This is a genomic window from Candidatus Defluviibacterium haderslevense, assembly GCA_016712225.1.
In the GTDB taxonomy this organism is placed as follows: Bacteria; Bacteroidota; Bacteroidia; order Chitinophagales; family Saprospiraceae; genus Vicinibacter; species Vicinibacter haderslevensis.
Genome location: JADJRL010000003.1, coordinates 4,950,321 through 4,964,949 on the forward strand (window position 1 = coordinate 4,950,321; position 14,629 = coordinate 4,964,949).

Genomic DNA, 14,629 nt, shown 5'->3' on the forward strand with positions numbered 1-14,629 from the left:
TGTACAAATCCAACCGTATGCACCACGAAATAAAAATTACCAAAACCTCAAAATCAAGAATCGCAGAGGTTGATTTTCATAACATCCCATTTGGCAAAGTTTTTTCTGACCACATGTTCGTTGCCGATTATGATGGAACACAATGGAAAAATTTTGAAATCTGCCCAATAGAAAGAATCCCTTTTCATCCTGCTACAATGGCATGGCATTATGGTCAAGCTATTTTTGAAGGTATGAAAGCGAGTATAAGTGACGATGGCACCCCATTATTGTTCAGACCTGAAGACCATGCTCATCGATTGAATGTATCAGCTGAGAGAATGTGTATGCCAACTTTTCCTGAAGATATATTTGTTGACGCACTAAGTCAATTGGTTAATTTAGATAAGGCATGGATACCCAGTGATGAAGAAAGTGCACTATACATAAGACCTGTAATGATGGCTACTGATGAATTTGTTGGTGTTAGATCTTCAGACACCTTCAAATTGATGATCATGACCCTTCCTTCAGGACCCTATTATAATAAACCAGTTGGCTTATTGGTAGAAGAACATTATGTAAGAGCATGTGATGGTGGTGTTGGTGAAGCTAAAGCTGCAGGGAATTATGGAGGAAGCCTCTACCCTACCAAATTAGCTAAAGAAAAAGGTTACGATCAAGTGATGTGGATGGACGGTAAAGAATTTAAATATGTTCAAGAAGTTGGGACTATGAACATTTTTTTCGTACTGAAAGATGTTGTTTTAACTCCTAATTTAAGTGGGACTATACTTAAAGGTATCACCCGAGATTCGATTATACATTTATTAAAAGAAAAAGGTTATTCCGTTGAAGAACGACCTGTTAGCATGGAAGAAATTGCCATCGCTTATGATCGGGGTCAATTACTTGAAGTTTTTGGTGCTGGTACGGCTGCGGTAGTTGCAAATGTAAATCGCATAGGATATAAAGGACGTGATCTAACTTTACTACCACAGAATTGGACCTTATCAAAAGAACTCAAAACTGAAATAAACGGTATTAGAAAAGGTCGAATTGCAGATACACATAACTGGATACTTCCGGTAACTCAAACTGTTGGAGCTATTTAACGATTTACTTTTATTTTTATCAGCTATTTGTCAGTAACCTAGGGTTCCTCAAATATAAATTTCAATTCATGTGGCAGAAATATCATCGCTATATCATTGGTGGATTTTTACTTTTATTGATTCTGTTCCTACTCAGTTATTTCAGTGAAGTAGTTAGCTATATCCTGATAAGTTGGGTAATCAGTATGATTGGCCAACCTATTATGAATTTTCTTTTAGTTAAATTGAAATTACTTAGATTTTCTTGGGCAAAATCGATTAGTGCACTCTTAACCATGCTAACCATTTTTGCCATCATTGGCAGCATCCTTTGGATGTTCATACCTATTGTCATACAACAAGCTGTTGTTCTATCCAAAGTAGATTTTAATAGTATTTCATTAGCACTTCAAGAACCTATTGATAATGTAAATATTTGGCTGCGTTCTTTAGGACTTGAACCTAGTCTGAGTGCTGCAGATCAGGTTAAATCATTTTTGGGCAGTTATTTTGATCCTAAGAACATCAGTATATTTTTTGGCTCTTTATTAAGTCAGGCTGGAAATATTCTTATTGGTATATTTTCAATACTTTTTATATCCTTCTTTTTTCTAAAAGAAAGAGGACTTTTTACTGATATAATTTTAGCCGTTGTACCCACTGGAACAGAAAAAAAAGTTCGTGAAGTCATTAATGATGTTAGTGAACTGCTTACTAAATATTTTGGTGGTATTGCTGTGCAAATGTTCGTACTAATGATTATTAGTACAGCATTGTTAAGTTTAATTGGAATTAAAAATGCCCTACTTATTTCTTTCTTTTATGCCATCATGAATATTATTCCATATCTGGGACCTTTGATTGGTGCAGCATTCGGTTGTATGTTGACCATTTCTTCCAATCTTGATATGAATTTTTATTCTCAGACCATACCATTATTGACTATGGTATTGCTCGTTTTTCTTGCTGTTAAACTTCTCGATGATTTCATCATTCAACCGTATATTTTTTCAAAACGCGTTCAGGCTCATCCGTTGGAAATTTTCATAGTCATTATGGTTGGAGCAAGGCTGGATGGGATCATTGGAATGGTTTTAGCTATTCCATTTTATACCATATTTAGAGTTGTGGCAAGAGTTTTTTTGAGCGAATTCAAAATTATTCGTAAAATTACAGAAGATCTGGAGACGGCCTCTTCAAAAGATGCTGACTAAATGATTCAATATCGAATTAAATACTATAAAATATGAATATCTGGGACGAGATCCAAAGCTCTTTTCAAAATATATTACAACTATTTATTATGTATATTCCAAGCATAATAAATGCGATATTAATACTTTTGGTCGGATGGTTGATTGCAAAAATCATTCAATGGGTCATCCTACGTCTAAGTCACGCTCTAGGTATAGACCGAATGGCTGAAAAATCTGGAGTGCATAGATTTCTCGAGAAACGAGGAATGAAAAAAGGTTTCTCAGGTATCTTATCAATGATTGGTTTTTGGGCTATCATGCTCATTGTGATGGTTAATTTTTTCAACCATCTTGGATTAGAAGTGGTCTCGGACCTGTTAAATCAATTATTGTTATTTATTCCGAATTTACTGATTTCTTGTGTACTTATCATTATTGGGTTCTATTTGGCAGAATTTGTGAGTAGCCTTGTGGTCAGTAGTCTTGAGGAAAGTAATTTTGAAAATCCAGAGCTCATTGGAAAATTAGTTTTTTACAGCATCGGATTCTTTACCGTTGCCATTTCTTTAACACAAATGGGCATTGGTGAAACTTTAATCACTAATATCGTTAGCATTTTCTTTGGATCCATTGGCTTGGCTTTGGCTATTGCATTTGGTTTTGGAGGACGCAACTGGGCAAAAGAAATCATCAATAAGTATTTCTTGAAAAATGATGACCAATCAAATAAACCAGGCTAATAGGTATGCATTCAAATTAAAAGAGTAAAGTCAATCTACCATCTCTTAAAATTTAATCGGCCTCAGTCTCAACGTATTTGTATTCTAGTAATAATTCAAAAGGAATATTTTTTAACACATCCTTATTCGTTGCTTCAAGCACAACCAATGGCGCCTTGCCGGCTTCATAGGCTTCAACCCATCGCAATGCACACAAACACCATCTGTTTCCCGACTTAACTCCATCAAATTGATATTCCGGTCTTGCAGTACTTAAGTCATTACCTCTACTTTTTGAAAAATTCAAAAAATCTTCATCGGCTATAATACATACCGTATGCATACCAAGATCATCAACTCCGGTAGTACAACATCCATCTCTGTAGAACCCGGTTAATGGTTGCATACTGCAGGGTTGAATCGGTTTTCCATAAACATTTAAGGGGTTTTCTTCCATTTTTGAATTTTCTTAACAAAAAGAATGTAACATATAACCAATATTTATGTTCTTTTGTTGGATGGTTTAAAGTTTAATTATTTTTTCACATACAATATTTCGAATTATGAGATCAATTTTCTTGCTCATTATATCTACTCTAATCGTTTCATCTTGCGTTTCTTCCAAAAAACTCAAACAATCACAAGCTAACGAAGAACAACTTACCCAATCATTAACGAAATGCAAACAGGCCTTAGCCGATTGTCAAAATTCTAAAGATGATGTCATTATTGAGTATAAGTCTAAAATGAACGACATCCAAAATTCTTTGAATACAAAAGACAGCAAAGTTAAATCTCTTGAAGAACAAATTGAATTGTATAAAAAGACCAATACGAATTTACTTGATCGTCTATCTGATCTTTCTGTTATTTCAAAAACCGGAGCTGAAAGTATCAAGCAATCGCTGGATGCCATGAATGAAAAGGATCGTTATATTAAGGATCTTACTTCTTCCATTTCTAAAAAGGATTCCATTAATATGGCTCTCGTTATGAATCTTAAACGATCTCTTTCTAATGAAAATTCTGAAGATGTCAATATAGAAGTTAAAAAAGGAGTCGTATATATTTCACTATCTGATAAAATGTTATTCAAAAGCGGTAGTGCGATGATCAATGAACAAGCTAGTAGTGTCTTAGAAAAAATCAGTAAAATTCTGAATGATCAAAAAGATTTAGATATCCTCATTGAAGGTCATACTGATAATGTACCCATGAACTCAGATTGTATTTCTGATAATTGGGATTTAAGTACCCGCAGATCAACAGCTATTGTCCGTTTGTTGCAGAAAAAATATAATGTAGATCCTTCCAGAATGACTGCTGGTGGAAGGTCAGAATATTTACCAAAAGTATCAAATGATACAGTCGATGGACGTAAGACTAATCGAAGGACTGAAATTATTATTTTACCAAAACTGGATCAATTCTTTAAATTGATGACACCCACAAAATAATCAATATACCCCATAATTTCTATTCGTAATTAAAATTGAAAAATCATAATTGATTCTTCCACGTAATTCGTAATTGAAAATTCGTAATTGATTCTTCCCGCATAATTGATCCCATCCAATAGGCTCAGTTTAAAAAATATTTCTTTACATTTGCGCCCTAAATCAGAAATATTAATCTTTCAATTCATTAATTTTAATTTAATTGATTGAAATTAATTTAAATACATATGAAAAAATTACTTAATAAGATAGCTGTAATTACCGGAGGAGCATCCGGAATAGGAAAAGCTACCGTTAAAACTTTTCTGGATCAGGGAGCAAAAGTGGCCATTTGGGATATTTCTTATGAACGTGCTTTGCAACTTAAAACAGAATTAAATCGACCAGATGAAGATATTAAAGTTTATAAGGTCAATGCCGGGGATTTCCAGGCCGTTTCGGAAGCAGCTTTAAAAACAAAACAAGATTTTGGAAGAATTGATATCCTCGTCAATAATGCAGGAATTACCAAAGATTCCTCTCTATTGAAAATGACGCCTGAACAATGGCAACAAGTGATTGATATCAATTTAACTGGGGTTTTTAATTGTACCAGAGCTATAGCCCCATTCATGGTAGAACAATTAAGTGGTCGCATATTAAATGCATCTTCAGTAGTTGGAAAAAATGGTAATTTTGGTCAAACCAATTATGCGGCTTCTAAAGCTGGCGTCATAGCTATGACCCAAACATGGGCTAAAGAATTAGGAAGAAAAGGAATTACAGTTAATGCTGTTGCCCCTGGATTTATAGCTACTGAAATGGTTCAAGCAATGCCTCCAGAAGTGGTTGCAAATATGAAATCTAAAGTTCCCAGCCAGCGATTGGGACTGCCGGAAGAAATAGGAGCACTTTATGCATTTTTAGCTTCAGATGATGCTGCATATATCAATGGTGCCACTATAAGTATTGATGGCGGAATTTCCCTTTGATCATTCAGATTTAATGTTCCTAAGAATAAAATAGACCACATTTTATTCATCATATCATGATGATATTGGCTAAGCTTAAATTAAGAATGTCAAACCGTATTCTTTTAAATGTGTTTGAAAATCCACATACAAAATTACTTTAAAAAGTATAACTTAATTAAAGAATCAAAACAGCAATCAGGAATAAATTAAAAATTCAATTCCAATACTGTTTTGTTTATTTTATACTTTATTAATAATTCTTCCCTAAATACTTCAAATGTGAATAATGGGAAGCAATAGCTTCACTTACTTTCGGGTATTCTATATAAGGAATATTATATTCCTGACAAACTTGCTTAACAATTAGACTCAATTTTGGATAGTGCACGTGTGATATTTGTGGGAATAAATGGTGCTCTATTTGATAATTCAGACCTCCTGTAAACCAAGAAACAATTTTATTTTTTGTCGCAAAATTAGCTGTTGTCTTTAATTGATGTTCAACCCAAACATCCTCTACCATACCTGTTTCCATATCATGAAGTGGAAAATGAGCATCCTCCAATACATGAGCTAAACTAAAAGTAAGACTCAAAACAACACCCGTAGATAACATGTAAACTAAGAATCCTACAACCCATGGTACAAATCCTAAAAAATAAATCGGAATAACAATAAATATAAAAAAATGTAAAACTTTAAATCCCCAAAATGACAAATGATCCTTAAGTTTCATTTTCGCAATAGGAATAGGTCCTACTTTACCTAAAAAATATTTTTTATAATCTGTAAAAAATATCCAATACAAATAGAGCATAGAATAAGCAAAAATAAAATAGTATTGCTGAAATCTATGGATCTTATAATGTTTTTGATTTTCACATAATCGCAAAAAAGGTTTAGCATCAATGTCATCATCTACCCCATCTATATTAGTATAAGTATGATGAATAACATTGTGTTTGGACTTCCACATAAATACATTGGCTCCCAAGAAATTTAATGACAACCCGGCCAATTCATTAAGCCATTTTTTTGTACTAAAACTTCCATGCGCTCCATCATGCATGACATTAAATCCAATGCCTGCAGTTAATAAACCAAAAAGCAAACACTCCAATAGACTTACGACGATATAATCAGAAGTAAAAAACACAAGATGCACATATAATCCTGCGAAGGATAAAACCAATATTACAGCTTTCAAATATAAATTAATATTGCCTGTTTGCTTTTTTCCGTTTTCCTCAAAATAATCACTGATACGTTTTCTTAATTCAGTCCTGAACGTATTCGTTGGATTCAAAAACTTTGGTATAACCATTTGTTTGTTACTATTTTTATTTAATTAATGAATAAAAATGCCTGAAAATTCAACAATTGAAGATCAACATGTGCTTCCTCAAAACAAGGATTGTTAACGATTGAAGCTATGGATAATCTTTGCCAAGTGTCCATGCAAGATCATCCTCTTAACATAAGACCATGTAAATATAGTTCCAAATCATCACAAATGAAGTAATTTAACTAAAAAACATAAGCTTTAAAACAGAACTATTCAACATAAATTATGTACAAAAATGATCTCGTTTATATATTATAATAAAAACAAATACATAAATATTTGAAATATAATAAGTAACTAAATGTTAGTTTTGAGTCAATTCGAAAATCTGCTCAGAATTTGAGTAAGCATAGTCACACCACATTGCCTAGTTTGATTCACAATAAATACTAAAATTGACATAAAATCCAAAATGAGCCTTCATTTGATACCAGGATTCGAGTTATAATGATCAATAATAAGTAAATTGTAAAGTAACTAAAATCAAGTCTAAATCTTCCTCCAATTCCGATTTAAAAAGAGGAAAAACCTTGTCGGTAGTTAATTATATAAAAGCTAATGTCTTAAAATATTCTACACAAAAGGTCTTCCCTAAAAATAAAATCTTAGTGTTGCCTTAATTTTTGTGTACGGTTTACACGCTCTATTATGAAGCCTCAAATTTTTACTATTGGCGTTTATTTCAAATTTCTAAAAATAAATCGATGGTCCAACATTTAATATTACAAGAACGACAAAGAATAGCTCGGGACATGCATGATGAACTAGGCTCACCCATTTCTGCCATTCAGCTATTGTCTTCCCACATCAAAGCTAAATGCTTTAAAGGACATCAGGATATCATCTCCGACATTGAGAAAATTCATGAATCTAGTGTGGAACTAAATCAAAAAATTCATGAAATCATTTGGTCTATGAATGAAAAAGACGATCATCTCAATTCATTATTAGAATATACCAAAAGATGGTGTTCTAAATTAACATTACAAACTCAAATTCCAATCGTATTTCGCGAAATAAAACTGAACACCAATCCAGTATTATCAGGAGCGTTTAGAAAAAATATTTATCTAATAATTAAGGAAGCCATTTGTAATTCAATCAAGCACTCAAAAGCTTCAGAAATAAATATCCAATTCAGGCTTTATGAATCCCGTAAACTCCGAATTGAAATTCAAGATAATGGTATTGGTTTCCATCAAGATTCAATAGACCTATACGCCAAAGGGAATGGTTTGTATAATATGAATTACAGAATGAAATCTATTGATGGTACTTGTATTTTATTTTCAAACAGAAGGGGTTGTAGTGTGATTCTCGAAGTAGAACTACCCAACATTTAATTTTATTTATGAAGTTTATCATACCGCTTTTTTGATACGAAAATTCACAAGACAAAATACATTCCTAAACATATATAATAACTTAAATAAAAAAAGTAATGCATTTAATAAATGCACTACTTTTTTTTAATATGAATCAAATTTTTATCTTTAATTGATTTTTAAAAACGGTATTTTTATATCATTATTTTGATTTCTTAAAATAATAAAATAAATGCCTTCGCTTAAACCAGTAATATCCAAAGCCAATTTATGATGTCCAGAAGTTAATGACTTTCTACCCAAATGTTGGCATTCATATCCCATCAAGTTAATGATTTTTAAATCGAATTCTTGAGCTTCTTGTAAATCAATTAATAGAGTTCCATTTTTAGATAATGGATTGGGAACTAATCTAACTTCAACATTTGATGTTAATTTAAAATCCGTTGTTTTCACAACCTTACTTCTATACGTCTGCCAAAACCCTTGAGCATTAAAAATATTCGAACCATTAGTTAAACCAATGATGGTTTGTCCAATAGTGCCGACCAATTTTAAATTAGCTGAGCTCATTTCAGATGCACCACATCCTATAACTGAACTAGGAATTACAGCTTGGGCATTTAAACACCTTTGATTAAAAACATGCATGATTAACATGCTATAAATTAATATTTTCATTTTATACAAATTTAATGAATAGAACATAATACAAAACATTTTTACTAGGAGAATATACTTTTATAAACACAATATCTACCTAATTTATTCTCAACAATTCATTAACGTTGAGCCTGTTCCGATGACAACATTGCTTTTATTTGCTTCACTTCATTAGCTGTGAATGTATGACCAGATACTTTATGAAGTTTCAATAATTCTATTTCATTTTGTTGTTCTTTGATTGCATTAATCAACACTGGAATCAGTCCAATATAATTTACTGACATTAATTTTTCACCATCACTTCCTACTCGCACCAATTCTGGCATGATTTCTTTTAACTCTTGTGCTATCACTCCTAAATTTCTAAATCCATCATCCATAATAGTGTCCTTCCACTGATACGAATATACATTTAATTTCTTCAATTCTGTCATACCATAATCCAATGGTTTGATATCTCTTTTCATTCGCCGGTCAGAGCCATTAAATGCATTTCTTGAACAGAACACGTCTCTCCATCTTAACGAACTTGTACCTAGATCTCTCGCATTATTTATATCAGGCCTTAAAGTAGAATTTGACATTATCGTATTTGCACCACCATCAGATAAGGCTTCAATAGAACCAAATAAAACCTTCCCTGTTAAATACAAATCTTTAAATCTAACTCCAGAAGTTCCCAAATCTCTTGCATTTGTTGTAGAGGGTCTGAGCGTACTATTGATTGCAATAGTATTGGAACCTCCATCACTTAATGTCTCAGTTGATCCAAAAAATACACTACCTGATAGATGTAAATCCTTAAATTTAGCTCCAGTGGTTCCTAAGTCTCTTGATCCGGATACATCCGGTCTGAAGTGACTATTGATTGCAATAGTATTGGCGCCACCATCCACAATTTGTTCTGCAGAACCAAGAAATAATCCTCCTTGCAATCTCAAATTACCATTGACATGCAATTTTTGAATTGGAGAAGAAGTGCCAATTCCAACATTACCCGAATTCGAATTAAAAATATTATTTCCTGAATTAGTCCAAGGTCCACCACTAATCGAAGATAGATCAACAGAATTACCCTGAGATATGGTCAATTGTTTTGAAATAGTATTAAAACTTAGCGTTTGTAACTCGTTGGTTGGAGAAATATCTAATGCAGAAATGGTAATTTTATCTGGACCAGGAGTAACAGTGCTTAATCCAATTCCTGCACCTGCAGATATTTCCAATGGTGGTAAAAATTGCCATTTGCCATTTCGAAATTTTGGTATAAAATTTTCACTGACACCACTTGTTTTTAATCCAACAAATGATGAACCTAAAAATGGCAACGTAGTAATTACTTGAAAAATATCGGTATCAAAATTATATTTATTATGTGTGGCCATTTGCCATTTACCACTTCTAAAAACCAAACTTTGTTCCTCCTGAACCCCAGAAGTATTTAAATTAATTCCTGTATTTGGACCATTAGGATTCGTAATATTCATCATGCCATCGGTATTCTGAAGATTCGTAATGCCATTTCCAATTTGAGAACTTATAGTTATCGTGGACCCAGCTTGATTGACTGTTGTTCCACCACTTCCAACTAAAGAAATATTTCCTTGACTTGAATTAAGGCTGGTCACTACGCCTCCTGCACCAGGGGCTAATGTCTCAGCTACATTCGCCCTTTCAGCTCTCAACGCATAAGGGGCAGCAGTTAATGCCGTCCTAGGGGATAATTCAGATCCAAAATCTACACTAACTCCTAAAAAATAAGCTCGATCAAAATTGATCGAAGTTGTGATTGGATTCACTGATCCAATAATTACGTTAAATATTCCCTTCACAACTGGAACTGTTTGTGATTCTGTATAAATCGGAACTGCACTGAATAAATTATCATATAATTTTAATGTCAAAGTTCTGTTCCCATCAGGTAAAAGATTCCCTTGATTGTCTGTAAGCACACCCTGATAGCTGATTAGTCTAGGCACCTGCGCTAAAATGTCTATTGAAAATAATGCAACTATTGCCATACTCAAAAAAATGTTTTTCATTGAATTGATTTTAAAAATTAGTAAATGAATAAAAAAAATATTTTTATCAATTAATAAAATTGACATGGCAAAGGTAGATTGACATGGATCAGAAAAATTAGGGTGTTTTTCCCTATTTGTTTAAGGTGATTTTCCTTAATTAATTATAATAATCTATATAATAATTATAAAATTTGAGTATTCTCAAGATGAAATACTACTCAATTCATTCATAAAAGCAATAGCTATCTAAAAAATCAATTAAGAGTATTTATAATAGAATAAATTTATGTGGTTAAAATTCTGATTTTTAGTATTTGATTAAATTTATTTCATGTTTTATATAAATATACTTTTCATAAAACGAATACTTATTACAAGTGAATTTTGTTGTATACGAACGCTTATAATTTTTGCAAAAATAATGCAAAAAAAAATTAAAATAACGGCACAATGAATTGATCATCAACTATTGTGAGTTGAATGTTAAATTATTAACTTGATAAGAAAATATAAAGTCCATTACAAAGCGATAAATGGACTTATATTATAATGAATCAAATTTTAATGATTAAAAATTTTCTTCACCGAATCCCCCTTAAAATTTTCATTTTTTTCATATTCCATACCACAAGCTGGACAAACGCCTGGAGCAGCGCTACCGCTTCCTTCACAGTGCATAGGACATATATATGCTGAGGTAAATTCTGGACCAGATTGTTCCTTTTTTTCAATCATAGGACGAGAAGCATCTTCTTGAACTTTAGGCTTGCATTGGAACGTTGAAAAACTAATACAAACTAAACTGAAGATTAACAGATGTTTTTTCATGATTTATATTTTTAAAGTTTACTTTTTTTATAATATGATTATTAAATCAATACGCTTTTGCAAACAATACTCTGCGCGTAGATGGTTTTCCAGAAAAAACACAAACACCTGGTTCTTCCTTAGCATCTAAAGGAATACATCTGATCGTTGCCTTGGTTTGTTCTTTAATAGCTTCCTCTGTTTCACTCGTTCCATCCCAATGCGCATAAATAAACCCGCCCTTTGTCTCGATAATTTCTTTAAATGAATTCCAATCATCTACTTGGTGAGAATTCGCAGTCCTTAATTCAAGTGCTCGATTATATAAATGTTGTTGAATATCTACCAACAAATGTTCTACATATTCATTTACTTGGTCTAATGGCACTGATTTCTTTTCCTTGGTATCTCGACGAGCAATTTCTACTACACCTTGTTCTAAATCTCTAGCTCCTATCCCAATTCTCACAGGGACCCCCTTCAATTCATATTCAGCAAATTTAAATCCAGGTCTATTGCGATCATCCATATCATATTTGATCCGAATTCCCTTGGATGATAGGTTGGCTATGATTCGATCGGCAACTTCTTTGATCTCCGGGGCGGGTTTTGGTATAGGTACAATAATGACTTGAAGGGGCGCCAATTTAGGTGGCAATACCAAGCCATCATCATCAGAATGGGCCATCACAAGGGCACCAATCAACCGAGTAGATACTCCCCATGAAGTGGCATACACAAATTCTTCCTTATTCTGATCATTCAGGAATTTAACCTCAAATGCCTTGGCAAAATTTTGGCCCAAATAATGGGAAGTACCAGCTTGTAATGCCTTGCCATCTTGCATCATAGCCTCAATGGTGTAAGTTTCTTCCGCTCCGGCAAATCGTTCGTTAGCTGTCTTCACACCTTTGATCACCGGCATAGCCATATATTCTTCAGCAAAACGGGCATAAATGTCATGCATTTTTTCAGCCTCCTCGATTGCCTCTACTTCAGAAGCATGAGCGGTATGCCCTTCTTGCCATAAAAATTCTGTGGTCCTAAGAAATGGCCTGGTCCTCATCTCCCATCGAACCACATTGGCCCATTGGTTGATTAATATGGGTAAGTCGCGATAAGACTGGATCCAATCTCTGTAAGTATTCCAGATTATAGCCTCGCTCGTTGGTCTCACAATTAACTCTTCTTCAAGTTTAGCTTCGGGATCAACGATCAATTTTCCTTTGTTATTTGGATCAGCTTTAAGTCTATAATGGGTAACTATAGCACATTCTTTGGCAAATCCTTCTGCATTCTTTTCCTCAGCTTCAAACAAACTTTTAGGTACAAACAATGGAAAATAAGCATTAACATGTCCCGTTTTTTTAAACATATCATCCAGTATATCCCTCATGTTTTCCCACAAGGCATAGCCATGGGGCTTAATGACCATACACCCACGAACAGCAGACTGATCAGCTAACCCGGATTTATATACCAAGTCATTATACCATTGAGAATAATCACTTTCTCTGGAAGTTATTTCTTTTGCCATTTTAAATTAATTTTAACTAAACCTTTATAAACGATTCTTAATCCTTTTGGTCAAACTCTTGAAAATTACTTTAGTTAAAAAAGTTTAACACAGTGAATTGAATAATTTAATAAGATATTAACCAGTACTCGGGCACAAATGTAATAAATTGCACTCGATATGAATTTTAATCTAAATACTAAAATTTTATATTTATTATGAAATCAACTATTTTTAACCTTTCGATTTTATTTGGGCTTTTGATTTGCTCACAATCAGTCTTTGCCCAATACGATGATGTATATTATGATCCTTCAAAATTTCAAGAAGATCATTATAAATTCGAGAAAAAATCATATCCACCGCAAAATGATCCCGTTCAAGAAGAAGAGTCAGATGCTTCACAAAACAAGTCTCTATCTCAAGATGCTGATGAGGAAGATTATGATGATGAGGATTATGATTATTACTATTCATCTAGAATAAAAAGATTCCACAATCCATATCGAGGATTTGATTTCTATGATCCTGCCTATGTCAATGTTTATTTCTATGACCCATTCTATTTCGATCCGTATTATTATGATCGTGATATTTATGTAAGCTTCGGAGGCTATAATGACTACTACAGACAACGCCGATGGTGTAGAGCCAATTCTAGGGGCTACAACTCCTATTGGAATCATTATGATTGGTATTATGGATATTCACCTTATACAAACGTGTACCAATATTATTATGGGTACAATAACCCTTGGGGATGTGGTGGCAATTATTATGGCTACAACAATTATTATGGCTACAATAACTACTATAATCACGGGAACTACGATAATGGAAATCATAATGGACAACATAACTACAATCCAAATCCAAAAGGAACCTATTATGGTAGTAGGCAATCGGGATTTACAAATACTTCCAGAAATGGACCTGTCAGACTTAAATCTAATACCCCAAATAGAAATAATGAAACCATCGACAACTCGACGAATCCTGGATTAAGACCTGAAGTAGATAAAACACCAAAAAGAAAAATATATAATGTGGACGATGGCAAGACCTACGATCCTGTCACTACCCCAAATGAACGTAGAGATAGAAAACCCGGCGGCATGGATAATTCTACACCACCCACTAATCCTGCTCCTGCTAATCCCGAAAGAAAAAGACGGGATGCTGAACCAGATAGGAAATACAAGGAATTTGAACCCATAAAGGACCAACCCAATCCAAATTCCGAACCAAGACCTAATCGGCCTAAACTTGAAGATTCCAAACCTAGATTTTTTGAATCCAAACCAGAACAGGTAAAACCAAACCGTTCTGAACGTAGGAATCAAACTGAGCCTCAGGAAAGACCTAGACAATTTGATCAATCACCAAGACAGGAATCAAGACCAGCGCCTAGACAAGAATCGCCAGCACCACAAAGATCTAATGATAATAATTCATCAAATTCAAGAAGAGAATCTTCCGATGGCCGAAAATCGCCAAGATAGTCTTTGTTGATGCAAAAACGAATATTAAAGGTGGCATGAATTACTA

The 14,629-nt window shown here is 33.4% G+C and carries 13 protein-coding genes; 7 read left to right on the forward strand and 6 right to left on the reverse strand.

The window, feature by feature from the left end:
- Positions 1-17: 17 nt before the first annotated feature.
- From IPK88_19340 to IPK88_19350, 3 genes are all read left to right on the forward strand, one after another.
- Positions 18-1,094: a branched-chain amino acid aminotransferase gene (locus IPK88_19340; GenBank protein ID MBK8245591.1), complete on the forward strand. Its 1,077-nt coding sequence runs from the start codon at positions 18-20 to the stop codon at positions 1,092-1,094.
- Positions 1,095-1,162: 68 nt separating this feature from the next.
- Complete coding sequence (locus IPK88_19345) at positions 1,163-2,287, forward strand: AI-2E family transporter (protein MBK8245592.1); 1,125 nt, start codon at positions 1,163-1,165, stop codon at positions 2,285-2,287.
- 32 nt (positions 2,288-2,319) lie between these two features.
- Positions 2,320-3,009, forward strand: a complete 690-nt coding sequence (locus tag IPK88_19350) for a mechanosensitive ion channel (protein MBK8245593.1) — start codon at positions 2,320-2,322, stop codon at positions 3,007-3,009.
- Positions 3,010-3,061: 52 nt separating this feature from the next.
- Here IPK88_19350 and IPK88_19355 read toward each other — a convergent pair whose 3' ends face one another.
- Positions 3,062-3,445, reverse strand: a complete 384-nt coding sequence (locus IPK88_19355) for a DUF2237 domain-containing protein (protein MBK8245594.1) — start codon at positions 3,443-3,445, stop codon at positions 3,062-3,064.
- Positions 3,446-3,551: 106 nt separating this feature from the next.
- Here IPK88_19355 and IPK88_19360 point away from each other — a divergent pair, with 106 nt between their 5' ends.
- Both IPK88_19360 and IPK88_19365 read left to right on the forward strand, forming a co-directional pair.
- Positions 3,552-4,445 (forward strand): OmpA family protein, encoded by an 894-nt coding sequence (locus IPK88_19360; protein MBK8245595.1) that lies wholly within the window; start codon positions 3,552-3,554, stop codon positions 4,443-4,445.
- Positions 4,446-4,672: 227 nt separating this feature from the next.
- Complete coding sequence (locus IPK88_19365) at positions 4,673-5,416, forward strand: beta-ketoacyl-ACP reductase (GenBank protein ID MBK8245596.1); 744 nt, start codon at positions 4,673-4,675, stop codon at positions 5,414-5,416.
- 232 nt (positions 5,417-5,648) lie between these two features.
- On the opposite strand, the gene IPK88_19370 is transcribed toward IPK88_19365, so the two are convergent.
- A complete protein-coding gene (locus IPK88_19370) occupies positions 5,649-6,722 on the reverse strand; it encodes an acyl-CoA desaturase (protein ID MBK8245597.1) in 1,074 nt (357 codons plus the stop codon).
- Positions 6,723-7,447: 725 nt separating this feature from the next.
- Between IPK88_19370 and IPK88_19375 the strand changes: the two genes are divergently transcribed.
- A complete protein-coding gene (locus IPK88_19375; protein ID MBK8245598.1) occupies positions 7,448-8,086 on the forward strand; it encodes a hypothetical protein in 639 nt (212 codons plus the stop codon).
- 150 nt (positions 8,087-8,236) lie between these two features.
- Here IPK88_19375 and IPK88_19380 read toward each other — a convergent pair whose 3' ends face one another.
- From IPK88_19380 to IPK88_19395, 4 genes are all read right to left on the reverse strand, one after another.
- Complete coding sequence (locus IPK88_19380; protein ID MBK8245599.1) at positions 8,237-8,749, reverse strand: hypothetical protein; 513 nt, start codon at positions 8,747-8,749, stop codon at positions 8,237-8,239.
- A 101-nt stretch (positions 8,750-8,850) separates the two neighbouring features.
- Positions 8,851-10,776, reverse strand: a complete 1,926-nt coding sequence (locus IPK88_19385; GenBank protein ID MBK8245600.1) for a tail fiber domain-containing protein — start codon at positions 10,774-10,776, stop codon at positions 8,851-8,853.
- A 543-nt stretch (positions 10,777-11,319) separates the two neighbouring features.
- Entirely contained in the window at positions 11,320-11,586 is a 267-nt protein-coding gene (locus tag IPK88_19390) for a hypothetical protein (protein ID MBK8245601.1), read from the reverse strand.
- 46 nt (positions 11,587-11,632) lie between these two features.
- Positions 11,633-13,102, reverse strand: a complete 1,470-nt coding sequence (locus tag IPK88_19395) for a proline--tRNA ligase (GenBank protein MBK8245602.1) — start codon at positions 13,100-13,102, stop codon at positions 11,633-11,635.
- Between the two features lie 197 nt (positions 13,103-13,299).
- On the opposite strand from IPK88_19395, the gene IPK88_19400 reads away from it, so the two are divergent.
- The gene (locus tag IPK88_19400) at positions 13,300-14,583 is read left to right on the forward strand and encodes a hypothetical protein (protein MBK8245603.1); all 1,284 of its coding nucleotides are present in this window, start codon (positions 13,300-13,302) and stop codon (positions 14,581-14,583) included.
- Positions 14,584-14,629: the final 46 nt, after the last annotated feature.